General features: G+C 65.7%; 21 protein-coding genes. 11 read left to right on the forward strand and 10 right to left on the reverse strand.

The annotated features are described in order from the left end of the window. Positions 1 to 40: 40 nt before the first annotated feature. Both ADBZ9O_RS24025 and ADBZ9O_RS24030 read left to right on the forward strand, forming a co-directional pair. The gene (locus tag ADBZ9O_RS24025) at positions 41 to 1273 is read left to right on the forward strand and encodes an acyl-CoA dehydrogenase family protein (RefSeq protein WP_526525478.1); all 1233 of its coding nucleotides are present in this window, start codon (positions 41 to 43) and stop codon (positions 1271 to 1273) included. Next, positions 1274 to 2413: an acyl-CoA dehydrogenase family protein gene (locus ADBZ9O_RS24030; RefSeq protein WP_526525479.1), complete on the forward strand. Its 1140-nt coding sequence runs from the start codon at positions 1274 to 1276 to the stop codon at positions 2411 to 2413. Between the two features lie 153 nt (positions 2414 to 2566). Here ADBZ9O_RS24030 and ADBZ9O_RS24035 read toward each other — a convergent pair whose 3' ends face one another. Both ADBZ9O_RS24035 and cynS read right to left on the reverse strand, forming a co-directional pair. Next, the gene (locus tag ADBZ9O_RS24035; protein ID WP_526525480.1) at positions 2567 to 3199 is read right to left on the reverse strand and encodes a nucleoside/nucleotide kinase family protein; all 633 of its coding nucleotides are present in this window, start codon (positions 3197 to 3199) and stop codon (positions 2567 to 2569) included. Then, the gene (cynS, locus tag ADBZ9O_RS24040; protein WP_526525481.1) at positions 3196 to 3648 is read right to left on the reverse strand and encodes a cyanase; all 453 of its coding nucleotides are present in this window, start codon (positions 3646 to 3648) and stop codon (positions 3196 to 3198) included. Before cynS ends, ADBZ9O_RS24035 begins: the two co-directional genes overlap by 4 nt. A gap of 74 nt (positions 3649 to 3722) precedes the next feature. Here cynS and ADBZ9O_RS24045 point away from each other — a divergent pair, with 74 nt between their 5' ends. After that, a complete protein-coding gene (locus tag ADBZ9O_RS24045) occupies positions 3723 to 4550 on the forward strand; it encodes a mycofactocin-coupled SDR family oxidoreductase (RefSeq protein WP_526525482.1) in 828 nt (275 codons plus the stop codon). 55 nt (positions 4551 to 4605) lie between these two features. Further along, positions 4606 to 5136, forward strand: coding sequence for an Rv1352/Rv1906c domain-containing protein (locus tag ADBZ9O_RS24050; RefSeq protein WP_526525483.1), 531 nt, complete (start codon positions 4606 to 4608; stop codon positions 5134 to 5136). On the opposite strand, the gene ADBZ9O_RS24055 is transcribed toward ADBZ9O_RS24050, so the two are convergent. From ADBZ9O_RS24055 to ADBZ9O_RS24075, 5 genes are all read right to left on the reverse strand, one after another. After that, a complete protein-coding gene (locus ADBZ9O_RS24055; protein ID WP_526525484.1) occupies positions 5133 to 5807 on the reverse strand; it encodes a DUF899 domain-containing protein in 675 nt (224 codons plus the stop codon). The genes ADBZ9O_RS24050 and ADBZ9O_RS24055 overlap by 4 nt on opposite strands. A 61-nt stretch (positions 5808 to 5868) precedes the next feature. Continuing rightward, positions 5869 to 6594 (reverse strand): hypothetical protein, encoded by a 726-nt coding sequence (locus tag ADBZ9O_RS24060; protein ID WP_526525485.1) that lies wholly within the window; start codon positions 6592 to 6594, stop codon positions 5869 to 5871. A 60-nt stretch (positions 6595 to 6654) separates the two neighbouring features. Further along, complete coding sequence (locus ADBZ9O_RS24065) at positions 6655 to 7857, reverse strand: acyl-CoA dehydrogenase family protein (RefSeq protein WP_526525486.1); 1203 nt, start codon at positions 7855 to 7857, stop codon at positions 6655 to 6657. Beyond that, positions 7854 to 9200 carry a glutamine synthetase family protein gene (locus ADBZ9O_RS24070; protein ID WP_526525488.1) on the reverse strand — a complete coding sequence of 449 codons (1347 nt, stop codon included), beginning with the start codon at positions 9198 to 9200 and terminating at the stop codon, positions 7854 to 7856. The genes ADBZ9O_RS24065 and ADBZ9O_RS24070 overlap by 4 nt, the downstream gene beginning before the upstream one ends. After that, on the reverse strand, positions 9197 to 10636 hold the full coding sequence (locus tag ADBZ9O_RS24075) for an amino acid permease (RefSeq protein WP_526533438.1): 1440 nt from the start codon (positions 10634 to 10636) through the stop codon (positions 9197 to 9199). Before ADBZ9O_RS24075 ends, ADBZ9O_RS24070 begins: the two co-directional genes overlap by 4 nt. A gap of 194 nt (positions 10637 to 10830) precedes the next feature. Here ADBZ9O_RS24075 and ADBZ9O_RS24080 point away from each other — a divergent pair, with 194 nt between their 5' ends. From ADBZ9O_RS24080 to ADBZ9O_RS24090, 3 genes are all read left to right on the forward strand, one after another. Further along, positions 10831 to 11583, forward strand: a complete 753-nt coding sequence (locus ADBZ9O_RS24080) for a MetQ/NlpA family ABC transporter substrate-binding protein (protein ID WP_526525489.1) — start codon at positions 10831 to 10833, stop codon at positions 11581 to 11583. Positions 11584 to 11643: 60 nt separating this feature from the next. Next, positions 11644 to 12207 (forward strand): winged helix-turn-helix domain-containing protein, encoded by a 564-nt coding sequence (locus tag ADBZ9O_RS24085; protein WP_526525491.1) that lies wholly within the window; start codon positions 11644 to 11646, stop codon positions 12205 to 12207. A 77-nt stretch (positions 12208 to 12284) separates the two neighbouring features. Beyond that, a complete protein-coding gene (locus ADBZ9O_RS24090) occupies positions 12285 to 13046 on the forward strand; it encodes an SDR family oxidoreductase (protein ID WP_526525492.1) in 762 nt (253 codons plus the stop codon). Positions 13047 to 13049: 3 nt separating this feature from the next. Here the strand turns inward: ADBZ9O_RS24090 and ADBZ9O_RS24095 are convergent, their stop codons facing one another. Continuing rightward, positions 13050 to 14480 (reverse strand): SDR family NAD(P)-dependent oxidoreductase, encoded by a 1431-nt coding sequence (locus ADBZ9O_RS24095; RefSeq protein ID WP_526525494.1) that lies wholly within the window; start codon positions 14478 to 14480, stop codon positions 13050 to 13052. 63 nt (positions 14481 to 14543) lie between these two features. Between ADBZ9O_RS24095 and ADBZ9O_RS24100 the strand changes: the two genes are divergently transcribed. Together ADBZ9O_RS24100 and ADBZ9O_RS24105 are read left to right on the forward strand one after the other, a co-directional pair. Next, on the forward strand, positions 14544 to 16100 hold the full coding sequence (locus ADBZ9O_RS24100) for a class I adenylate-forming enzyme family protein (protein ID WP_526533440.1): 1557 nt from the start codon (positions 14544 to 14546) through the stop codon (positions 16098 to 16100). A 182-nt stretch (positions 16101 to 16282) separates the two neighbouring features. Continuing rightward, positions 16283 to 17482: a cysteine desulfurase-like protein gene (locus ADBZ9O_RS24105; RefSeq protein ID WP_526525496.1), complete on the forward strand. Its 1200-nt coding sequence runs from the start codon at positions 16283 to 16285 to the stop codon at positions 17480 to 17482. 9 nt (positions 17483 to 17491) lie between these two features. Here ADBZ9O_RS24105 and ADBZ9O_RS24110 read toward each other — a convergent pair whose 3' ends face one another. After that, positions 17492 to 17788, reverse strand: coding sequence for a hypothetical protein (locus ADBZ9O_RS24110; RefSeq protein WP_526525497.1), 297 nt, complete (start codon positions 17786 to 17788; stop codon positions 17492 to 17494). Between the two features lie 407 nt (positions 17789 to 18195). Between ADBZ9O_RS24110 and ADBZ9O_RS24115 the strand changes: the two genes are divergently transcribed. Continuing rightward, positions 18196 to 19374 (forward strand): hypothetical protein, encoded by a 1179-nt coding sequence (locus ADBZ9O_RS24115; protein WP_526525498.1) that lies wholly within the window; start codon positions 18196 to 18198, stop codon positions 19372 to 19374. Between the two features lie 82 nt (positions 19375 to 19456). Further along, positions 19457 to 19789: a hypothetical protein gene (locus tag ADBZ9O_RS24120; RefSeq protein ID WP_526525499.1), complete on the forward strand. Its 333-nt coding sequence runs from the start codon at positions 19457 to 19459 to the stop codon at positions 19787 to 19789. 44 nt (positions 19790 to 19833) lie between these two features. On the opposite strand, the gene ADBZ9O_RS24125 is transcribed toward ADBZ9O_RS24120, so the two are convergent. Next, positions 19834 to 23004, reverse strand: a complete 3171-nt coding sequence (locus tag ADBZ9O_RS24125; protein WP_526525500.1) for a bifunctional cytochrome P450/NADPH--P450 reductase — start codon at positions 23002 to 23004, stop codon at positions 19834 to 19836. Between the last annotated feature and the right edge of the window lie 65 nt (positions 23005 to 23069).

The raw sequence follows: 23069 nt of genomic DNA on the forward strand, positions 1-23069 counted from the left end.
ATGTTGATGCAGCCCACCAACCAGTTGTACGGTCAGCACCATGGATTTGGACTGGTCACCGCAGGACCTCGCTTTCCGTGACGAGGTGCGGCAGTTCCTCGACGAGCGGCTGACCCCGGAATTGCGGCAAGCGGGACAGCTGATGACCAGCGTGTACGCCGACCACGAAGCCAGCATGGCGTGGCAGGCGATCCTGCACGAGCGGGGGTGGGCGGCCCCGGCCTGGCCGGTCGAGCACGGCGGCTGCGACTGGAGTCTCAACCAGCACTACATCTTCAGCCGGGAGTCCACACTGGCCGGCGCGCCCGCGCTCTCGCCGATGGGGATCAAGATGGTGGCCCACGCGATCATCCGGTTCGGCACCGACGAGCAGAAAGCGTTCTTCCTGCCGCGCATCCTCACCGGTGAGGTGTTCTTCTGCCAGGGTTACTCCGAGCCGGAATCCGGCTCCGATCTGGCGTCATTGCAGATGGCCGCCACCGACGATGGCGATAGCCTGGTCTGCACCGGCAGCAAGATCTGGACCACCCACGCGACCGAGGCCAATTGGATATTCGCGCTGGTGCGTACCTCGCGACTGGAGCGCAAACAGCAGGGCATCACCTTCATCCTGATCGACATGGAGACCCCGGGTATCGAGGTCCATCCACTGGTGATGACCTCCGGTGAAGAGGTGCAGAACCAGGTCTTCTTCGATGCCGTGCGGGTGCCGAAAACCAATGTGCTCGGCCAGATCGACGACGGCTGGACCGTGGCGAAATATCTGCTGGAGTTCGAACGCGGCGGCGGTGCCACCGCACCGTTCCTGCAGGTGATGGCCGACGAGATCGCGACCGCGGCCAGCGCGCAGCCCGGTCCGGGCGGGGGCCGGTTGATCGACGATCCCGCGTTCGCACACAAGCTGGCCGACGCGCGGATCCGTACCGAGGTGCTGGAGATCCTGGAGTTTCGCACTCTGGCCACTTTGGCAGGTGGGAAGAATCCGGGGCCGGCGTCGTCGATGCTGAAGGTGCTGTCCACCGAGCTGAGCCAGCGACTGACCGAGCTTGCGATGGAAGCGGCGGGCCCTCGTGGTCGGGTCTACCAGCCGCATGCCACCCGCCCCGGCGGTCCGGTGACCGAATACGACCCACCCCCGGACGGATATGTCAGCGGCGAGCCGTGGCAGGCGGTGGCCCCATTGAAATACTTCAACGACAGGGCCGGCTCGATCTACGCCGGTAGCAACGAGATTCAGCGCAACATACTCGCCAAAGCCGCATTGGGGCTCTAAATGGACTTCACACTGAGCAAGGAACAACAACTGCTGCGCGACGGTCTCGCGAAGTTCACGGCCACCCGCTATGAACTGGAGAAAAGCCGCACCGCCGCCAAGACCGGCGCGGGTTGGCAGCCCGATATCTGGCGGGCGTTCGCCGATGAGCTGGGCATCCTGGGCGCCACCTTGCCCGAGGAGACCGGCGGCCTTGGCGGTGGACCGGTCGAGGTGATGGTGATCGCCGAAGCACTCGGCTATGCGCTGGTCGTCGAGCCCTATGTCGATACCGTCGTCGTCGCAGGCGGCCTCTTGCAGCGAGCCGGGGCAGCCGCAGTGCTGGAGAAGATCGTCGAGGGTCAGGCCGTGATCGCCCTTGCCGCCACCGAGCCCACCTCGGGGGATCATCTGGTCGATGTATCCACCACCGCGACCCGTGACGGTGACAGCTGGGTGCTGCGCGGTACCAAGATCCTGGCCATCTCCGCACCGTTCGCGACACATCTGCTGATCACCGCGAGAACCTCTGGCGCTCAAGATGATAGCGATGGAATTTCGCTGTTCCTCACCGAATTCGATGCGTCATCACCGCCGGCCGGCGTCGAGGTACACGGCTACCGGACCGTCGACGACCGCCGCGCGGCAGACCTGGTGTTCTCTGATCTACGCCTGCCTGCCACTGCGCTGCTCGGCGAGGAGGGCACGGCCTGGCCCTCGCTGGCACAGGCACGCGACGAAGGTGCAGCCGCAGTGGCCGCCGAAGCTGTCGGCTGCATGCGAAAGGTGTTGTCCGACACCGTCGAATACAGTAAGCAGCGCCACCAGTTCGGGCAACCGATCGGGAGCTTCCAGGCGTTGCAACACCGGATGGTCGATATGTACATGGAGGTCGAGCAGGCGGTCGCCGCCACCTACCTCGCGGTGCTGAACCTCGACAGTGAGCCCGCGGTGCGAGCCAGGGCCGTCTCCGCGGCCAAGGCCACCGTCGGGCGGGCGGCACGCTTCGTCGGCCAAAACGCGGTGCAGTTACACGGTGGAATGGGCATGACCGAGGAGCTCGCGATCGGGCACTACTTCAAACGCCTGACCGCAGTGCAATACGAGTTCGGTGGGACCGATTACCACGTCCGCCGCTATGCGGAGTTGACCCAGCGCTAGCAGTGTCCAGCTCGCAGTGTCTTTGTGGCGCTATGGCCGAGTTCACCACCACAGTCGTTGATGGTCGTGCAATCTCGCCAAAACGCAGCCATGTGCAACCCAGGTGATGAACTCGGCCATAGCGTCGGAAACAGCCACCGCAGCCCCAGGCGCCTAGAGCTCGAACTCCCGGTCACACCGATCCCGAGTGGCGGCAATGAGCTGCGCATTGGGTTCGTCGACGGTATCCGCCCAGGCCGCCGCATCCCGCTTGCTGCGCCCACCGGCCATGTGCCGCTGGATAAGTCGCTCACGCCGCACATCCGCGGGGCAGTCGATGTAATAGAGCCGAGCCAGCGTGGCACGCACCGGCGCCCAGCCGTCGACGTCGAACCCGAGGTAGTTACCTTCGGTGACCACGACCCGCGCCCCGGCGACGACGACGCCGCCCGCGGCGACCGGATCATCAAGGCGCCGATCGAAATCCGGGACGTAGACATCCGTCACGTCGTACGCCCGCGCCACCCGAGCCAACGTCGCCACGTAGCCATCGACATCGAAGGTGTCGACGGCGCCCTTACGGTCTCGGCGCCCCAACCGGCGCAGTTGGGCATTGGACAGGTGAAAGCCGTCCATCGGCACGTAGGCAGCGAACCCATCACCCATGGCGGCCAGCAACTCGGCCGCAAAATACGATTTGCCTGCCCCCGGTGCACCGGTCACGCCGATGAGCACCCTCGCCGTCCCTGCGTCGAGCACGGTGCGGATATCGGCGGTGACGGTATCGAGCGCTGTTGCGAGGTTCACTCGGGGGCGGCGTTCCATTCGTAGGACAGGAACTTGCCGTCCAGGGTGATGACGACGCGGTCACCACCTGGATGCGGCTTCTTTTCGATATCGACGCTGAAATTGATGGCGCTCATGATGCCATCGCCGAACTGCTCGTGTATCACTTCCTTGATCGCGGGGCCGTACACCTGCACGGCCTCATAGAGCCGATAGATCGTCGGGTCGGTGGGCACCGCGATCACCTGGCCGCGCATCGGCACCGCCGCCAGCACCGGCACCGCCGCCGCATCAAGACCCAGCAGGTCGGTGAGCACCGCACCCGCCTCGGGCGGGATGGGATGCTGGCCAAGCAGTGCCGCGGTGGTCCACACGACGGGCCGCCCGATCGCGTCGGCCAGCTGCTGCCAGGTCAGCCCATTGGCGAGCCGGGCGGCAATGATGTCTTGCGTGATCTCGTCTCTGGTCATGACGACCAGCATGCATCGCACGCATTTCGGCGATGTGACCCCGAGTCACCACGTCGCCAGGTAAGACACATGCCATGAATACCTCTGACGCCCCACTGTCCGGCAAGGTCGCCTATGTCACCGGCGCCGCGCGTGGGCAGGGCCGGTCGCACTGTGTCCGACTGGCGCGGGCCGGCGCCGATATCGTCGCGATCGACGCGTGCGGTCCCGTCGCAACCCACAACGGTTATCCGTCGTCCACACCGGAAGATCTCGCCGAAACAGTGCGCCTCGTCGAAGGCGAGGGCCGCAAAATCCTGGCCAAGGAGATCGACGTCCGGGATTTGGAAGGCCAGCAGCGCCTCGTTGCCGACGCCATCGAGCAATTCGGCAGGCTCGATATCACCGTCGCCAACGCCGGCGTGCTGAACTGGGGCCGGCTGTGGGAGATCTCCGCCGAGCAGTGGCAACAGATCATGGACGTCAACCTGACCGGGGTGTGGAACACCATGAAAGCCGTTGTCCCGGCGATGATCGAGGCCGGTAACGGCGGTTCGATCATCAATATCAGCTCCGCAGCGGGGATCAAGGCCGTACCCGGTTGCGGCCATTACTGTGCGAGCAAATTCGGCGTGGTGGGCCTGACCAATTCGTTGGCAATTGAGCTCGGCGAGTACGGGATTCGGGTCAACTCGGTGCATCCGTACGGCACCGACACCCCGATGGGCAATGACCTGTCGATGTATTCGGTCTTCCAGGACCATCCGACCTATGTCTACAGCTTCTCCCCCGGCGCGCTACCCACGGACTCCCTGGCCGACCCCGGTTTGATCAGCGATATCGTCCTGTGGCTGGCCGGTGACGGATCGTCGTTGGTGACCGCGGCGCAGATCCCGGCCGATAAGGGTTATCTGAAAATCTGACGAGCGCTGGTCAACGAATAGCAATACAAACTAACTACCGGTTACCCTGGTGCCCATGGGCTTGAAAATGGCCGCCCGCAAAGCAACTGTTGTGGGCGCAACACTGCTGGTGGTGGGCTGGACCGCTACCTCGGGCGTGGCCGGTGCCGACCCGACACCCTCCACGCCGACTCCGGCGCCCACCGGGCCTGCACCTGGGCCTGCTGACTCTGCCACCGCAGCGCCGGCGGCCGCCGCCGGACCGCAGACGTCGATCACCACCGACGGCACGTTCGTCGTCGGGACCGATATCGCGCCGGGCACCTATGCGTCAGCGGGTCCGGTCGGTGAAGGCACCTGTTACTGGAAGCGGATGAGCAGTGCCGACACCAACAACATCATCGATAACGCGCTGACCAAGAAACCGCAGGTCGTGCAGATCGAGGCGACCGACGCCAAGTTCAAGACCAACGGCTGCCAGCCCTGGACGCTGACCGACCAGGCACCCCCGGCCAGCGGTCCGATCGGCTTGCTGGGTCAGTTGCAATTGGGCGGGATGATGGCCGACCTCAACAACAGGGCCGCGCAAGCGCCCCCGGCTCCCTAGCCGTAGAGCCGAGCGATGTCCGGGCTGTCCAGCCACCCCGAGTAGGTGGGCCGCGACGGCCAACCGTCCGGCGAATCGAGCCACTCCTCCTGGCGACCCCAGGGCAGCACATCGATCAGGGCGAAGCTGTGGCTGAGTTGTTCGGTGCCGCGGCCGTTGGTGTGCCAGGTCCGATACACCGTGTCACCGTCACGCAGAAAGACGTTGACCGCGAAGCCCTGACCGGGTGCGGCGTCCACATCGGCGGCGAACGCACTCTCCGATGACGAGTACCAGTCCATTGTGTTGCCGACCTTGTCGCGGTAGGCCAACGCCTGCTCGATCGGCCCTGAGGTCACGATGACGAAGCGGGCGTCATAGCTGGCCAGGAAGTCCAGCCGGGTGAACTGAGAGGTGAAACCGGTACACCCGCCGCACTGCCATTCGGCGTCGGGCGCCCACATGTGGTTGTAGACGATGAGTTGCGACCGGCCGCCGAATACCTCAGCCAACCGGACCGGGCCGTCCGCACCGATCAGGGTGTACTCGGGCATTTCCACCATGGGCAGGCGGCGACGCTGTGCGGCGATCGCATCCAGTTCCTTGGTGGCGGCTTTCTCCCGGCGTCGCAGGTCGGCCAGTTCGGCTTGCCAGGTCTGGCCGTCAACCACCGGCGGCAGTGCGTTGTTCATCAGAAAGGTCCTCCCAGCTGGCCGTGATTCCTGCAATGTTGACCCGGCCCGTGAGCGAAAGTCATCGCGGATGCGCGGCAATCCAGCGTTGACCTGCTTTGGCCGTGCGCACCAGGGCCCCGAACTCCCCGACGTAATCGACGACGGCACCCACGGCAGGCAGCATGCCCAGATACCGGAAGATGCCACGGGGCTGCGGGCGCCTGGCCAGTTCGTCGCTGACCGCACGTAACAGGCCGATCAGGCGCAGCAGCGCGTGCGGTAGGTCCTTTGGCGGCTGTTCTCCGTCCTGGTCACCGTCTTGATCGCCGTCGAGATCCCGTCGGCACAGCACCGCCGCGAGCAGGCGGACCTTCCTATTTCGGTCGGTGATGCCGTACTCACGGGCGACCGCACACAACACGATCGCCTGGCTGGTGAACCCGAACAGATCCTGGATCGGTAACCGGTCCCCCACGACGCCCAGTGCGCCGGGGAATGCGACCGCGATGGTGTCGACCGCGCCGACGCGCCACACCCACCAGTTGACGCGGGCACCCAGATCCATCGCCTCCCAGGCGGCGGTACCGGGTACATCCCCGACGTTGAGCGCCCATGCCACCGCATCGATCGCCTTGTCGACGGCCCCGTCGGCAGCACCGAGGCGGTGGGTGCGTTCCTTCAAGCCCAACGGGTCGGTATCCCACAGCACATCCAGCACGGGGTCGATGATCTGCACGACGCGTCCCAGCGCGGTCGCGATATCGGCGTCGGTGAGCACCGAGGTGGGCAGCGGAATGAGATTCACCCCCAAATGATGACCGCTGGGCTCAGTTGCCAAACACGAGGTGCCGTCCCCGCGGCGGCATCAGAAGTATCCGTTGGCGGGTGGGTAGACCCCGTTGACGGCGTAATTCCCTGCGGCATAGGCCTTGTAGTCCAGCGGACTGTGGCCGGCGATGGTACGGATATTGCGCCAGTGCCGATCTAGGTTGAGGCTGCGGGCCGTCGCCGAGGCTCCGCCGGTGTCGAATAGCCGCTCCGCGGAGGCCAACGTCAGGCGTTCGGCAACCAGCTGTGCCTTGGCCACCTCGATGGCGGCCTCGGCCACCGCGTCCGGGTCGTCGTGCCTACCGGTGTCCACCACCGAATCCAGCGCGTCGGCGGCGGTGAGCACCAGCGCCTCCGCGGCCGATGCGGTGGCCGCGATGTCGCCCACCGCCCGAAGCACGAAGGGATCCTCTGCGGCGCTCTGCGTCAGCGAATGCGCCGCGGGCCGGGCCCGACGCTGGACGAATTCCACCGCGTCATCGAGGACAGCCTTGGCGATACCGGCGGCGACGGCCGCCAGATAGAGCTGCATGAACGTTGTCGAGTGCCCGATGTGCGCGCCATCGGAGACCGTCGTGACCTCGACCGGGGCCACCTCGACATCGGTGAAACGCGTTCCCCCACTTGCGGTCATCCGCTGCCCGAAGCCATCCCAGTCGTCATAGAGTTCGACGCCAGACCGGTCGACGGGGATGATCGCCTGCAGGTCTCGCCCCTCGGCATCGACGGCCGAGACCGCGATCAGATCGGCGTACAGGGTGCCGGTCGAGTAAAACTTGTACCCGTTCAGCCGCAACACACCTTGATCCTCGATCACGGTGGTATCGGAGCTGCCGGGTGCCTTGCCGCGCGCATCGGTGATGGCATTGCCCACCAGTACGCCGGTGTTGATCTTCGGGAACCACTCACGCCGCTCGGCCTCAGACGCCCGGTTGCTCAGCAGCCGCTCGGCGAATCCAAAATGCGCCCGAAGTGCCTGCGCCACATTGGAACTGCCGCGCGCGATCTGGATGACGGCAAAGAGCACCTGGCGCGTGCTGCCGCCGGGGCCACCGTAACGCGTGGGCACGCGCAGACTCAGCACCCCGGTCCGTCGCAGATCGTGCACCGCGTCGTATTGCAACACCCGGTCCCGCTCGGCCGCTGCATCGTCTCGACGCAATCGCTCGACGATGTCAGGCAACCGCTGCAGTCGATCCTCGACACTGCCGCCCTGCGGTTCGGCGCGTACCGCGGTCATGAGCTGGCCAGGTAGCGCTGGCGTTCCCAGTCGCTGACATGACCTTGGTACTGCACCCATTCGCTACGGGCGATCGACGCGAAGTCGAGAACGGAATCCACGCCGAGGATCTCCAAGATGGTGTCGTCCTGCGTGGCCAGCGCCAGTGCGGTGCCCAGCGATTCCGGTAGCGGAGACCCCTTGCCGTACAGGTTGCCGGTAGCGGGCGCGTCCGGGAGCCGACCGGCCTCCAACCCGGCGATGACCGCGGCCAGCGCCGAGGCCACCAACCAGTACGGGTTCGAATCCGATGCACCGGTGCGCAATTCGATGCGAGTGGCATCCGGTGACGCCTCGACCAGCGACCGGACCGCCGCGCTGCGGTTATCGCGGCTCCAGTTGACGGTGTCGGGGGCAAAGGAGTCAGGGACGAAGCGCCGGTAGGCATTCACCGAGTGAGCACCGAACAGGGTGATCGACGGCAGGTGATCGAGCAGACCGGCGATCGCATGCAGCGCAACGGGGCTCTCCGCGCCACCTACCGGCGCAAAAGCGGCCACGTCGTCCTGCCACAACGAAATATGCAGGTGCGCCGAACTTCCCGACTGATCAGAGAACGGTTTGGGCATGAAGCTGGCGATCTTGCCGTGCTGGCGAGCCACCTCCTTCGTGGCGTATTTCAGCCGGGCGCTGTCATCGGCGGCGTCCAGAGCGTCGTCGTAGATGAGGTTCGCCTCGACCTGGCCGGGTCCGTATTCGGTTTGGATCCCTTCCAATCTGACGAAGGCACCGAGGGTTTCGTACAGATCACCGATCAGCGGATCCAGCGCATTGGCGTTCTCCAGTGAGTAGGCGTGGATATCGCTCTGAATCGGTGACCCGTCGCGCTCGAGCAGATAGAACTCGAATTCCACCCCGACTTTCGCGGTGTAGCCCAACCCGGCCAACCGGTCCAGGACGCGACGCAGTACCGCCCGCGGATCCAGCTGTGACGGGCTGCGGTCGTGGGTGACGATATCGGAGATGACATGTCCGACTCCGGATCGCCAGGGCAGCGGCCGGAAGGTCGAGAAGTCGGGCACCGCGTAGATATCGGGGTAGCCACCGTCCCAATTCGTCAGTCGCAGACCGTCGATCACCGTGGCATCGGCGTTCCAGCCGAGCGCCGCCTCGCAGAAGGCAAAGCCTGAGCCCTGTGCCCGATTCAAGAACTGTCCAGCCGGGATGCGCTTACCGGCGGCGTGGCCGAAGGGATCACTCCAGGCAACTTCGATCTCGGTCAACGAACCGTCGGCGATACGCGCGAGCAGCTCCTTGGCGGCGGCCGACGAGTGATCGTGCACCGCCGATGTGGTCTGAGTCATTGTGCGCTGACGGTGTTATCGGACACCCGGGTGCCGATGACCGCGCCCAGCGCAAACGCGCCGACCAACAGCCCGATGATCACCCAGGCCAGGATGCTCGACCCGCCCACCAGGTCCTTGAGGTTGATCAAAATCAGGACGAGCGACCCGACCAGGCCAATAAGGCCCAGCGCCGGCGCAATACGCACCCGCCACTGTGAGTAACCGCGTCGATCAGTACGGAAGTAGGCGAGCACCGCCACGCTGGTCGCGATCAACAGCACCACGATGCCGACGGTCGTCGCACCGGCGAACCAGGTGTAGAACTGCGCGGCCGGATCGAGTTTGAACACCACGGCCAGGATGACGCTGACGGCGACGACGCCGGAGATCCACAGCGACGCCAGATGGGGTGAACCGTGCTTATCGTGCGGGCGGCTCAGCGACGCAGGCAGCACATCGCGTTGCGACAGCGCAAACAGGTAGCGCGACACCACATTGTGGAACGACAGGATGCACGCGAAGAGGCTGGTGAAGTACAGCACCGTGATGATGTCTGCGCCGACTGTTCCGATATAGCGCTGCGCAGTGTCCCCAAGGAAGGTCGAACCGGAGTCGGTCGCCGCGGTGACCGCCTCTTCATCGCCCCAGCCTGAGATGAGCGCCCAACTGGTGACGGCGTAGAAGACGCCGATCAGGATCAGGGACACGTAGGTGGCCCGTGGAATCGTCGTCTCCGGGGTGCGGGCCTCGTCACGGAAGATCGCCGTCGCTTCGAACCCGACATAGCTGATGATCGCGAAAAGCAGTCCAATGCCGACTGATCCGGACAGAATGGCGTGCGGGTTGACAATGCCGGTGGACAATCCGTGGTCACCGCCGCGGACGACGATCACCAGATCGAGGACCGCCACGATGGCGATCTCGGCAGTCAGTAGCACCGCAAGTACCTTGCTGGAGAGATTGATATTGCGGTAGCCCAGGTAGGTCGTCACCGCGAACGCCACCAAGGCGAACAACCACCAGGGCAGGCTCGGGCCACCGAACAGCTCCACGATGCTGGCGCCGGCCGGACCCAGCAGCCCGTAGACGCCGGCTTCGATGGCCAGGTAGCTGACCACCGCGACGAAGGCGATACCGATACCGGTTGGAAAGCCAAGGGATTTGCGGACATAGGAGAAGAACGCGCCCGCTTCCTCCACATACGGTGTCATCGCCGTGAAGCCGACCGCGAACAGCAACAGCACCAGCGTGGCCACGATGAACGTGGCCGGGAATCCGACTCCGTTACCGCCGGCGATTCCCAGCGGGACAACGCCGCCGATGACGCCGAGCGGAGCGGCGGCCGCCACGACCATGAACACGATCGACGCGACACCGAGGTTGCCGCGCAGCTTGCGCTCGGCTCCTGCCGGTGGTTCGCCCAGATACTCTGTGGGCGTGGTTGTTTCGGACATCATTGACCGTCTTTCGTCGCTAGGAAGGCGATAGGTATGAGGCACCATAGAGGCACATACCATCCGCAGGCCACATCTGAAGTCACCGTGAGTGATAGGACGACACAATTGGACACATTCGGAACGCCTGCAGCCGTTGCGGTCCCACAGCGGGTCGGTAGTGTGGCCGGGATGGGATACCGGGAGCGAAGCCGTTGAGCAGCACGCTTCGCGCCGTTGGCGGTAAGGGCAAGGCGCCGCTGCGGGTGGGCGCCACTCCGGTGCCGCATGCCGAAATCCTCGACCACGTCCGTCCGATGGTGTCGGCCAAGGGTTTCGATCTCCAGATGGAGATCTTCGAGGATTTCGACCAGCCCAACGAGCTGCTCGCCGCAGGCCGCCTGGATGCCAATTTCTTCCAGTACCTACCGTTTCTCGACGATTTCAACGAGCGCGCCCGGCAGAACCTGGTGCCGATCGTGCCCGTGCACATCGAACCATTCGGGTTGTACTCCAACAGGATCGGCGGCTTGGCGGGCATCCCGGACTACGCGGAAATTGCCCTGCCCGCGGATCCGGTCAACGTGGCCCGGTCCTTGACCATCCTCGAAGATCTCGGGCTCATCGAATGCCCGGTCGCCCACCACACGATCGCACGCATCGCCGATATCACGTCGAATCCGTACGGCCTGGTGCTCAAGGAGGTCAGCAGTGCCCGGCTGGCGCAGGTTCGCGACGATTTCGACATCGTGTTCCTGTTCGGCAATCAGGCGATGGGCCTCGGCGTCGACACCGGTACGGCACTGTACTGCGATCGCGGCAACCCCGCGTACGCCGAATATCTCGTCGCGCGCCCGGAATTCCGCGACACCCCCGCCATCAACGCGCTGGCGGCGGCGCTGCACTCGGAATCCACCCGCGAGTTCGTTGCTACGACCTACCGCGGACAATTGGTCACCGCGTTCTGATTGCACTCATCGCGAGGTAAAAGCTGTACCGAACGGCGATCGAGCCGGACAGTGATGGTCGTGTACCAAGCTGTGCCCACGCCAGCCGATCCGCCCAGCATCGGTATGCAGATCGTGCTCGTCATCGATGTGCCCCACGGCCTGGAAGCCTCCGCCGCCGAGGCACGTCGACTGGCTGACGAATTCGGCACGACGATCTCCCATTGGCTACCGGGGGTGCGCGCGAAGAAGGCGGTGACATCGGTACTCGCCAATGCGCATTCCAGCACCACCGAGCGGGCTCCCCAGACAGGACTGGTCATCGACCTGGCCGACCGCCAGGTGAGTATCGACGGGCAACCCTTGCGACTGGCCTACCGGGAATTCGCGCTGTTCGCCTACCTCGCGGGGTTACCGCACCGCACCATCTCCCGCGCCACGCTCCTGGACAACGTGTGGAGCGATCGGAACGCAGGCCACGAACCGATTTCCGACCGCACTGTCGATACCCATATCCGTCGACTGCGGGCCAAGCTTGGTGAACACGCACATGTGCTCACCACGGTCCGCGGCCTCGGCTACCGCTTTGATCCCGGCGCCGAGGTGCGATTCAGGGCGGGTGTCGTCAGGCCTCTTGCGAACTAGTCCCCCCAGGCACCAGGTAGTGTCCGCACGACAAAGGGTGACCTAATTACCCACGTGCGATCGAAAGCGGGTGTCCCATGAGCAGTGGCGGCGGCGATATCGCCGGTTTACGCCTCCTCGTCGTCGGTGCGTCATCGGGTATCGGCCATGCGGTCGCCGCGAGCGCCGCAGCGCGCGGTGCCAAAGTGGCCGTGGCCGCGCGGCGGATGGATCTGCTGACCGAGCTGGCGCAGGCGACCGGCGGCACCGCCTACGAACTCGACGTGCAGGACTCGGCGGCGATCAACAGGGTCGTGACCGCCGCGGCCGAGTCACTCGGCGGTATCGACGCCGTGGTGTTCACCAGCACCGTCATCCCGTTTGCCCATATCGAGGACACCGACGTGGCCACCTGGATACATGCGTTCAGCGTCAATGCGGTCGGTGCCAACAACGTGTTGCGGGCCGCACTACCGCACCTCTCCGATAACGGGGTCGTGCTGGTCGCATCGAGTTTCGATGTCGGCCGTCCGCGGGCGGGCGTGGCCGCCTACAGCGCCAGTAAGGCAGCGCTGGACGAGATCCTGCACGCCTGGCGCAGCGAGCATCCGCACCTGTCCATCATCCGGGTCGGCATGGGTCCGACCGAGGACACCGAGATTCTTCGCGGCGCCGATCGGGACTTACTCAAAGCGCTTCTGCAGTCGTGGAAACAACACGGACAGCTCCCCCTGCGGATGTCGGCGCTGCACGATGTTGCCGAGACGCTGGTATCGCTGGTGTCGATGGCACATGCGAATCCAAGCGTCGTCCCCGAGATCGTCCAGCTGGCCCCACGGATTGAGCGACCCAGTAACTGAGCGTCACCAGTTACTGGGTGAGTAGTCCTTCAGGAAGCAACCGTGGACGTCTTCGCCGGCCTCCCCGCGCACAATCGGGTCATAGACCCGGGCCGCGCCGTCGACCAAATCCAGCGGGGCGTGGAAACCCTCTTCGGCCAACCGCATCTTGGTGGGGTGCGGACGTTCATCGGTGATCCAGCCGGTATCCACCGCGGTCATCAAAATGGCGTCCTGCTCCAGCATTTCGCCCGCGCTGGTGCGGGTCAGCATGTTCAGCGCGGCCTTGGCCATATTGGTATGGGGGTGGCCGGGCCCCTTATAGCGACGGCTGAACTGGCCCTCCATCGCCGAAACGTTCACCACATACTTGCGGCGAGCCGATGATGCGGCCATCGCCGGCCGCAGCCGGCTCACCAAGATGAACGGCGCGGTCTGGTTGCACAGCTGCACCTCGAGCAGTTCCATCGCGTCGACCTCATGCACGCGTTGGGTCCAGCTGTTCACCGAAGCGGTATCTGGCAGCAGGCCACCGGCGTCGATCGCGATCCCGGCGGCGATGCGCTCGGGTGATGCGCTGCGGGCGGTCAGCGCCAGCTCGGTGACGGCATGCGGGGTCTGATGTTCGGCGAGGCTGCCCGCGAGCGCGGCCGGATGGGCGTCACTGACGTGGTCGAAGGTGATCACCTCTGTGACCCCCGAGACCAGTTCCGGCGGCGGTGTGCGCTCGGCCTCGACCAGGGCGCTGTATGACCCTGGCGGGCGCCGGACCGTCTGCGCCGCGTTGTTGATCAGGATGTCCAGTGGGCCCTGCGCGGCCACCGTATCGGCTAGCGCGACGACCTGTGCCGGGTCACGGAGGTCGATGCCCACCACGCGCAGCCGGTGCAGCCAGTCGGCGCTGTCGGGCATCGCCGCGAAGCGCCGGACGGCGTCGTTGGGGAACCGGGTGGTGATCGTGGTGTGCGCACCATCGCGCAGCAGCCGTAGCGCGATGTACATGCCGATCTTGGCGCGACCGCCGGTGAGCAGAGCAGTCCGGCCGGTCAGGTCGGTACGGGCATCGCGTTTGGCCCGGTTCAAGGCGGCGCAATCCGGGCAGAGCTGGTGGTAGAACGCGTCGACGACGGTGTAGTGGTTCTTGCAGACGTAGCAGGCCCGGGAGCGGATCAGGGTGCCTGCGGTGGCGCCGATGGCATTGGAGACCAGCGGCAGGCCCTGCGTCTCGTCATCGATACGGCCGGGTGCGCCAGTGGCAGTCGCCGCGACGACGGCCTGGTCGGCAGCGGATACCGCGTCCCGCTTGGCATGGCGGCGGGCACGTTTCACCGATTTGAAAATTCCCGCCGTGGCCAGCCGCACCGCCACCGCATCGGGGTGCTCCGGCGGCAACGAACCGACCTCGGCGAGCACCTGCAGACAGGTACTGAGCTTGTCCGGGTCGATAGCGTTCACGCAGGAAGAATACGGGTCAGAGGGCCCATCCTCCGATTCGTGCGGGTGCTCAGCAATGATGCGATGGTGACCGAACCACCGCTGACCGTCGTCGCCCTGCTCGAACGCCGGGTGCACGACCACGGCCAGAACGCCTACCTCGTCACCCCGACCGAGCGCCTCACCTATCTCGAAGCGGACCGGCGTTCGGCGCAGATCGCCCGCTTTCTCCTGCACGCCGGTGTCGGCAAGGGCGCCCGCGTCGGCTTGTTCTTCCCCAACGGAGTGGACTGGATCATCTGGTGGCTGGCGCTGTCGCGAATCGGCGCACTGGTCGTGCCGCTGAGCACGCTGTACACCCCGGCCGAGATCGCCAAGGTGGCGCGGTTGGCTGATATCGGACTGCTGGTCGCGCCGACCGAGGTGCTCGGCATCGACGTGGTCACGCGGTTCGAGGCCGCCTGGGCGGAGTTGGCCGAGCAGCGCGGTGAGCAGCTCGCGCTGCGCGCCGCACCGTATCTGCGCCGGATCCTGCTGACCGGGCCGACCGACCGGAGCTGGGCGAGCCACTGGGACGACGACGCCGCCGTACCGGCCGAAGTGCTGGCCGCGGCCCAGGATGAGGTGTTCCCCGCGGATCTGGCGATCATGGTGCACACCTCGGGATCCACCGCCGATCCCAAAGGCGTCGTGCACACCCACGGCACGCTGGTCCGGCAGACCTCGCAGTGGCCGGCCGCCATCGCGGCGGTCACCGGTTCGGACGACCCGCCCCGCATCCTGTGCGCGATGCCGTTCTTCTGGATCGGCGGCCTGCTCGCCGCGATGGGCGCGCTGCACGCGCCGATCACGCTGCTCGTCATGCCGAACCTCGATGCCGCGACCGCACTCGATCTGGTCGAGACCGAACGCGCGACCGGGATCGTGGGATGGCCCGCATTCACCCAACGCCTTCGCGAGCACCCAAGCTTCGCCGGGCGCGACCTGTCCAGTGCCCCGATGCTGCGCGACGGCCCGCTGGACATCGCGATGACGAATGTGCCAGACGGATTCCCCGTGCACCGCACCATGTCTGAAACCGCGGGCGGCTTCGCCTATACCGATCTGCGCATCGTCGACGACGATGGCAGGCCGGTCCCCGACGGAGCCATCGGCGAGCTCCTGATCCGCGGCATCGGCACAATGGCCGGTTACAACAAGCGCGAGCGCTGGGAAACGTTCGACGAAAACGGTTGGTACCACACGGCCGACCAGGTGTACCGCCGCGAGGATGACCCGCGACTGTTCTACGTCGGACGGACCAGTGAACTGATCAAGGCGGCCGGCGCCAACGTGTCACCGCTGGAAGTCGAGGCGGTCATCGAGCAGTTCCCCGACGTGGCGCAGTGCGTTGTGGTCGGTATCGACGATCCCCAGCGGGGCGAGGAGGTATGCGCGGTCCTTGTGCCTGCCGCCGGGGCGCTCGACCTGGACTCGATCGCCGCCCGCACACGCGAGCAACTGTCGACCTACAAGGTGCCCACCAGGTGGGCCATCGTGACCACCGACCACATTCCCACCCTGGCCAGCGGCAAACTGAACCGAAAAGGGCTGCGGGCGTCAGTGATCGACGGTGGGATCGAGGCACGCCGCCTCAGCTGATTGGCCCAGCTAGACGTAGTGAAAGTGGACCATGTTTATAGACCATGACGTGGGTAACGTCGCCTCGCCGCGCGAATGTAACCTCACGGCGACCAGACGGCCGAACTCTCGCCATCCCGTTACGCTCGCGATCGTGCCACACCCAGGCTGCGCGGACCCGAGCCACAGAAGATAATCGCGGCATGTTTGACGTCGACGCGATCCGCACCCATTTCCCCGCACTCAAAGACGGTGCCGCACATTTCGACGGCCCTGGCGGGTCCCAAACCCCCGACGCCGTCGCCGACGCCATCCGTCACGCGCTGCTGAGCCCACTGGCCAACCGCGGAGTCACCACGGCCGCCGAGCGCAACGCCGAAGACATTGTCCGCCAATGCCGTAACGCGCTGGGTGAGCTGCTCAATGCCGACCCCGGCGGGGTGATCTTCGGGCGGAGCATGACCGCGTTGACATTTGATCTGTCCCGAACGCTGGCCGCGGAATGGGGGCCCGGGGACGAGATCGTGCTGTCCCGACTCGACCATGACGCCAACGTCCGACCATGGGTGATCGCCGCGGAACGGGCTGGCGTCGTCGTCCGTTGGGCAGAGTTCGACGTCGCCACCGCGGAGCTGCCCGTCGCTGCGATCGAGGCACTGCTGTCGCCGCGCACACGCCTCGTCGCGGTGACAGCCGCATCCAACCTGATCGGCACGATGCCCGACGTGGCGGCCATCGCGGCGGTGACCCACGCCGCGGGGGCGCTGTTCTACGTCGACGGCGTGCACTACACGGCGCACCAATCGGTTGACGTCGACGCCCTCGGTGCCGATTTCTTCGCCTGTTCGCCCTACAAATTCCTCGGCCCGCATTGCGGTGTGGTCGCCGCACGGCCGGAGCTGCTGGCGCGGCTGCACCCGGACAAGCTGATGCCATCCACCGATCAGGTGCCCGAACGCTTCGAACTCGGCACGCTGCCTTATGAACTGATGGCTGGTACGACAGCAGCCATCGACTTCCTCGCCGACCTGTCCGGTGGCGGCGGTGATCGGCGTCAACGCTTGCTGACGAGCCTGGCCGCGGTAGGGCGCCACGAAGACGAACTCCGGGATGCGATCGAAGCAGGCCTACGCCAACTCCCAGGGGCGACCATCTACTCGCGCGCGCAGCAGCGGACCCCCACGTTGCTGGTGACGTTCGCCGAGCACAACCCGGCGCACATCAGCGCCTTTCTTGCCGAGCGCGGCGTCAACGCACCCGCCGGGTCGTTCTATGCCTACGAACCGGCGCGCCACCTTGGTCTCGGTGCCGCCGGCGGGGTCCGAATCGGCCTCGCGCCCTACAACAATGCCGATGACGTGCACCGACTCCTCGATGCACTGTCCGCGTATTTCAGCGGCTGACTACCGACTTCAGGGCAGGCAGGGATCCGAACCCGGGGTGTAATACGGCACCCCTTCGGCGGTGTAACACGGCGGCTGACCGGACGCGGCCTGTGCCGCCGCATCCTCAGGCGCCGCCATCGCCGCACCGGCCACTGCCGCCCCTGCAACCGCATCACCGGCGATATCGGTGCACCCTCCCACGTCGACGTGTCGACCGCCGACATCGCCGCAGACGTCGGCCTGAGCGACGGGCGCCAGCGCGACCGCAATCGGTGCTGCCGCCATCGCCATTGCGGTCATTACCGCAGCTGCCAGCTTCTTCATGGTCATAACTCCTGTTGCCAACCCCGGCCCAAATGGTCGGCTCACCGTATACACAACGTCGATCTCAAGGAGAGGTTTACCTAGTCCGATCTCGCTGATCGCGAATTGCTCCCGCAGATCCTGAACCGCGCAGTCGCTTCGGTGGCTGACTGAGACCGAATTGCCCAGCAGCGCAGCAGATCTGATTGCCGCGTAGTGCCCGGAACCGAGCGGGGTCAGTTGAGTGTGCCACCCCCACCCCCGTTCGTCGCCACCGGCTGGGACAGTGCGTTGCTATCCCCGAATCAGACGGTCAACAGATTTACTCAAGAACGAGCTCCTTGCGTTTCATCAGCTGATAGATTCACCGGCGGATAGTTTGCTGCATGGTTTCCGGGCGAGCTGAGCACCACGCCACAGGAGAAGCTATGGGTCGGTACACGGCGGATGCGGCAAGGTTCCACGGCCGCGCCGGCGCGTTGGCGTTGGCGATGGGAATTGGGGCGGCGGTGGCCGGCGGCGCAGGGCTCGCCCACGCGGACGGCAGCACCGACCCCGACGCCGGTGGTGCGCGCCACGCGCAGTCGGCGTCGCGTCCGGCGGCAGTCAACGTCGGACCACGCGCGTCATCGACCGCCAGGTCTTCTGGCCAACGGTCGAGGGGGCCCGCATCGGTCACTGCGCCGGCGCTGCTGGGCGACAGTCGCGGCGCGACGAACCGCCTGCAGGCGACCGCGCGGCCGGCCACCGCCGATCGCCTCACCCCGGTCCTCCGCCACACCTCGTCTTCGTCGTCCACCGCGACAGCGCCCACCCGAGACACGCAGTCCCCAGGGGCCGGTAATGCCGACTCTCCCGTTGCGCCGATGCCAATCATGGTCGCCGTCCTGCACATGATCGGTCGCGAGATTGAACGCATCTGCGGCAACCACGTGCCGTCGACAGAGTCGTTCACCACGGCAGAGGCGTACGCCAACGCCAACCCGGCCGGCACTGCAGAGCTGCCCGGCCGCGCCGACGAGGTTCATACCGCCTACGGCGACATCGGCAAGTGGATGTTGCGGGCCGATCAGCAGATCGCCAACTACGGCGGACAGCAGTACGGGGGTAGGAGTCTGCTGGAGCCGGTGAACGTCATCATCGTGGATTCGGGGGCCACCACCGCAACACAGGCCACGCGGAAACTCAACGCGGCGATGTTCTGGGCAGGATTCCCGGCTCAGCTGATACACAGCACCGGTTTTCAGAGCGAGATCGATGACGTCATGTACGGGCAACAACCGTCAGGGCCACTGGCCGGCTACTCCGACAACTTCTTTGTTCTGCCCAACAATCACGGCCGGATTTTCGGACCCGATCCGGTAGAAACCAGCTCAGGGTACGTCTGGAGTGGCGCGTTCAGCACCGAAACGTTTGGCCTGTACAACTTCCTGCCCGCGCACACCTACGTGTCGTCCGATATGGCCCGCACCGCATTGGCCATACGGCTCATTCGCAGCGGCCAAGCGACATTCGTCGGCATGGTCCCGTTGGACAACTCCTACAACACCGGGAGCACAACCACCGGCGACCATGACGGCTACGCCGTCGTTCTGCAGCTGAAGTAAGCGCTACGCACCGGCCTGATCTGGACCTGTTCGACCGGCCCAACGCCTCTTCGCAAGACTGGGCGAAGGCTACGGAATACCTGTGACAGTGCTGGACGGCCGGGCCGCGATGTCGCCGAATCTATTAACGTCTGCTCCTGTGCGGGGGATGTGGTGGAGAAAGCTCAAGCGACGTGTGTCCATCCGCGGGATCGTGATGGTCGTGGTGGCTGTGATTGTCGGTGGTGTCGTGATCGCGACGATGCGGTATCGGCCCGCCATTCCCACTGAGCCCCCGTTGATGTCGGCACCGTCGGCCACGAGTGCCGCACCGCCGCCACCTCCGTCACCCGCCCCTGCTCCCTTAGTGGCCACGCCCACCTCGAAGACGAAAGCCGCGGTGCCCGCCCCGACACCGAAGGTGAAGGCGTCGTAGCGCCGCTGAGGGAGCCACGAATCGTCGTCACATCGCGCGGCAGGTTAGCCCGCCCACACATCCTCGACGTAGCGGTCGGCCTCCACCAAGCCGATGAGCCAGTCGCGAGCCTGGCTCTCGTCGTCGCCGGTGCGCGCGCGGTAGATGTCGAGGAAGGCCGCTCGCACAGCCGGGGCCATCTTGGCGCCGTCCCCGCACACGTAGACATGGGTGTCTTTGGCGGGGTCCCCGAGTAGCTCCCAGACTTCGTCGGCGTCCGCAGCGATCCGGTCCTGGACATAGCGCACCCCGCCCTGCGGAGCACGGGAGAAGGCGGGGCGCATCCGGACGATCCCCTCCTCCTCGGCGGCCTCGAACTGCTCGCGAAAGATGTAGTCCACGTCGGGGTCTCGAACGCCGAAGAAACACAGCGCCGGCGAGTAGGGCTCCCCATCCCGTTTGGCCGCCAAGCGATCGCCGAGGAAACCGCGGAACGGGGCGACACCGGTACCTGCGCTGACCAGGATCACGTTCTTTGCTGGGTCGGCGCCCGCCCGGAAGGCCGCACGGGCCGCATCTACCCGCGCCCGGATTTGCGCGCCAGAGGCGATGGCCGCCAGATGGTTTGACGCCACACCCTGGAAAAGGCCTTGGGAAAGCGCTGAACCGGACCTGGCGGGCGCATCGAGCACGCTGACCACGAGTGCGGCCAGCCCCGGTGCCAGCCGGGAGGATGACGCGATGGAGTAGTGCCGCGGTGTCATGGGCTCGAGCAGCTCGAGCAGCTCCGCCCCCGTCAGCGCGCAGGCTTGGAACTCCATCAGACATTCGAGTGGACTGAGCGCACACGGATCCGGCGCCTCGGCGAGTTCGGCGAGGCGGTCACGTTCCGGCTGGCACGGATTGGATGCCGCGAGGCGGCGTAACTGGCTGCGCGTAGCCGGCTTTCGCAATTCGACGAAATGGGTGAGCAATTCACGCACGCTGACCTCGCGGTCGAGCGCGATCAGTCGCCGCGAGGTGCGCCGCGGATTGACGGACAGCCGCAGTTCGCCATCGATACCCAAAAGCCCGAGCACCGTCGTGACGAGATCTGGCGGGTTGTCGGCGAGCACAGTCAGGTGATCGCCGGTCTGGTACTCGACCCCTTCGGGAAGATTAACGCGGACAAAGCGTTTGGCCTGCCCGAGGGCGGTGTCGTCGCCCACCAGCGCGGTGTTGTCCAGCACGGTCATCGGTATTACGCCGAACCGGGCGTCGATCGCCGCAGTCACCGGACCCACGATGGGATGCAAATCGTAGAGGGGTTCATCGGTATCGGTTACCGGCGTTGCATCCGGATCACCGAAACGCTCGGAAAGCGCCGCCCATAGCGCCGTGGAGAACTCCTCGACCGTCCCGTTGAGGTCCCCGGAGGTGTCTGCCGACGCCCGCGGGGTCAACGGCCGGGCGCCGAGTTCGGTCAGTCGTTCGTCGATGCGTTTGGGCACCGCCTGGTAGGTGTCGGCCCAGTTACGGTCCCCGACACCAAGTACCGCGAAGTACGGGGCGCCTTCGAGTACGGCGTCCTCGCTGACTAACCAGGCGAAGAACCCGCGCGCATCGTCGGTGGGCTGCCCGTTGTAGGACGACGCGACAATGACGATCGCGTCGGCCTCCGAGAGCGTGCCGGCGAAGTCGTCGAGCGGCCCGACGGTAGCAGTGCAGCCGAGGTCGGTGGCCTCTTCGGCCAACTGCTTGGCCAGCGCGCGGCAGGTTCCGAGATTGGAACCGTGCAATACGGCCAGCGTGGCCCCGACCTTGAGACGGGTGATCGCGCGCGACGGGATCTGAACCGACGTCGCGGCGGCCTGGGGTGCGACGCCACGACGGTCCTCCGGGGTGCGCCTGAGTACGTCGAGGTGGAAGCCCACTGGACGGCGGCTCCGCTCGCTATCGAATTGCAGCACATAGTGATGCGAGTCGATCAGGCGATACCGGTGGACCAGCCGGGCGATCGCCATGGTGGCCTCGTGCAGAGCGAACTGACGCCCGATGCAGGACCGCGCCCCGGTACCGAACGGTTTGAACAACCCACCGGGCCTGGCGGCGGCACGGTCGGTGTCGAACCGGTCCGGATCGAAGAGTTCGACGTTGTCGCCCCATTCGGGTTGCCGATGAAGCGCGCCGGTCAGCACGGTGACGGCCTCACCCTGCTTGATCGGATACTCACCGCCGATGACGGTGTCCACTAATGCCATTCGGTCGAAGCCGAGCACCGGTGGACAGAGTCGCAGCGTTTCGTTGATCACTTGGCGCAGATACGCCAGCTTGCCGATGTCGTCGTAGGTCGGCAGGTAATCGTCGTCCACGCCGAAGACCGCGTCGACCTCGGCATGGACGCGCGACAGCACCGCCGGGTGATGCATCAGGTTGTACAGCGCATTGGGCATCAGTTCGGAGGTCGTGAGCTGGCCGGCGATCAGAAAGGTCATGATCTGGTTGCGGACGTTCTCCGGGCTCAGTATCGGTTCCCCGCCGGAGTCGCGCGCCAGCATGACGTAGAGCAGGTCGTCGAGCTCATGGGTGCCGCCCGTGCGGTGCTGCTCGACGAGCTCATCGAAGGCACCGTGCAGGTAGGCCAGCTCATGGTCGAATTCGGTTGTCGCCTGCCCTTTTCCGAGTTCACCGAAGGCCCTGGTGAAGCTGCTCGGGATAGGGGCGAGGCCGTCGTAGCTAAACGAGTCGAATCGCGCCCCGAAACCGGCGAGGGCGACGGTATCCATCGCGAGTTTCTGTAGATCGGTGGACGCATCCACCGACCGCTGTCCCACGCACGCATCCCACCGGTCGACCAGCTGGCAGCTGATGTCGAGCATGGCGCCGTGGTAGTTGCGCAGACCGGCATAGCTGAAACCGGGCATCAGGACGTCGTGGGCCTTCTGCCAATTCGGCTCGCCGTGATAGGCGGTGAACAGGCCGTCGCCGGCCAGCGGGCGGACTTGGGCCAGCGACTGCGTCAGGTTCTTGGCGAACCGGCTTTCGTCGCACAACTCCTCGACCAATTCCAGCGAGCACGCGTAGAGCTTGCGGAAGCCGCTGTAATCGGCATAGAACAGCGGCCCGTGCAGCTCGCCGAGGATGTCGACGGGTAGCGCATAGGGCCGACCGACAAGATTCGATAGCGGTGGCAACGGCCCCTCTGCGGAGGCAACATTGTCCAGGCTCGGGGCCAATGAGGGTACGAAATCGCCCATGCCCATCAAACTCACCCCTGCCCTAGGCGTGGCGAACGCCATCTCGTCATCAATCCCGCCCCACG

This window comes from Mycobacterium sp. (assembly GCF_965229105.1).
Classification (GTDB): Bacteria; Actinomycetota; Actinomycetes; order Mycobacteriales; family Mycobacteriaceae; genus Mycobacterium.

Excerpts from the sequence above, each read along its gene's own strand:
- ADBZ9O_RS24090 (WP_526525492.1), top strand. The coding sequence starts at position 12,285 with ATGAGCAGTGGCGGCGGCGATATCGCCGGTTTACGCCTCCTCGTCGTC.
- ADBZ9O_RS24125 (WP_526525500.1), bottom strand. The coding sequence starts at position 23,004 with ATGGGCGATTTCGTACCCTCATTGGCCCCGAGCCTGGACAATGTTGCC.
- ADBZ9O_RS24045 (WP_526525482.1), top strand. The coding sequence starts at position 3,723 with ATGAATACCTCTGACGCCCCACTGTCCGGCAAGGTCGCCTATGTCACC.
- ADBZ9O_RS24025 (WP_526525478.1), top strand. The coding sequence starts at position 41 with ATGGATTTGGACTGGTCACCGCAGGACCTCGCTTTCCGTGACGAGGTG.
- ADBZ9O_RS24110 (WP_526525497.1), bottom strand. The coding sequence starts at position 17,788 with ATGAAGAAGCTGGCAGCTGCGGTAATGACCGCAATGGCGATGGCGGCA.
- ADBZ9O_RS24075 (WP_526533438.1), bottom strand. The coding sequence starts at position 10,636 with ATGTCCGAAACAACCACGCCCACAGAGTATCTGGGCGAACCACCGGCA.
- ADBZ9O_RS24100 (WP_526533440.1), top strand. The coding sequence starts at position 14,544 with ATGGTGACCGAACCACCGCTGACCGTCGTCGCCCTGCTCGAACGCCGG.
- cynS (WP_526525481.1), bottom strand. The coding sequence starts at position 3,648 with ATGACCAGAGACGAGATCACGCAAGACATCATTGCCGCCCGGCTCGCC.
- ADBZ9O_RS24055 (WP_526525484.1), bottom strand. The coding sequence starts at position 5,807 with ATGAACAACGCACTGCCGCCGGTGGTTGACGGCCAGACCTGGCAAGCC.
- ADBZ9O_RS24050 (WP_526525483.1), top strand. The coding sequence starts at position 4,606 with ATGGGCTTGAAAATGGCCGCCCGCAAAGCAACTGTTGTGGGCGCAACA.
- ADBZ9O_RS24065 (WP_526525486.1), bottom strand. The coding sequence starts at position 7,857 with ATGACCGCGGTACGCGCCGAACCGCAGGGCGGCAGTGTCGAGGATCGA.
- ADBZ9O_RS24115 (WP_526525498.1), top strand. The coding sequence starts at position 18,196 with ATGGGTCGGTACACGGCGGATGCGGCAAGGTTCCACGGCCGCGCCGGC.
- ADBZ9O_RS24105 (WP_526525496.1), top strand. The coding sequence starts at position 16,283 with ATGTTTGACGTCGACGCGATCCGCACCCATTTCCCCGCACTCAAAGAC.
- ADBZ9O_RS24070 (WP_526525488.1), bottom strand. The coding sequence starts at position 9,200 with ATGACTCAGACCACATCGGCGGTGCACGATCACTCGTCGGCCGCCGCC.
- ADBZ9O_RS24030 (WP_526525479.1), top strand. The coding sequence starts at position 1,274 with ATGGACTTCACACTGAGCAAGGAACAACAACTGCTGCGCGACGGTCTC.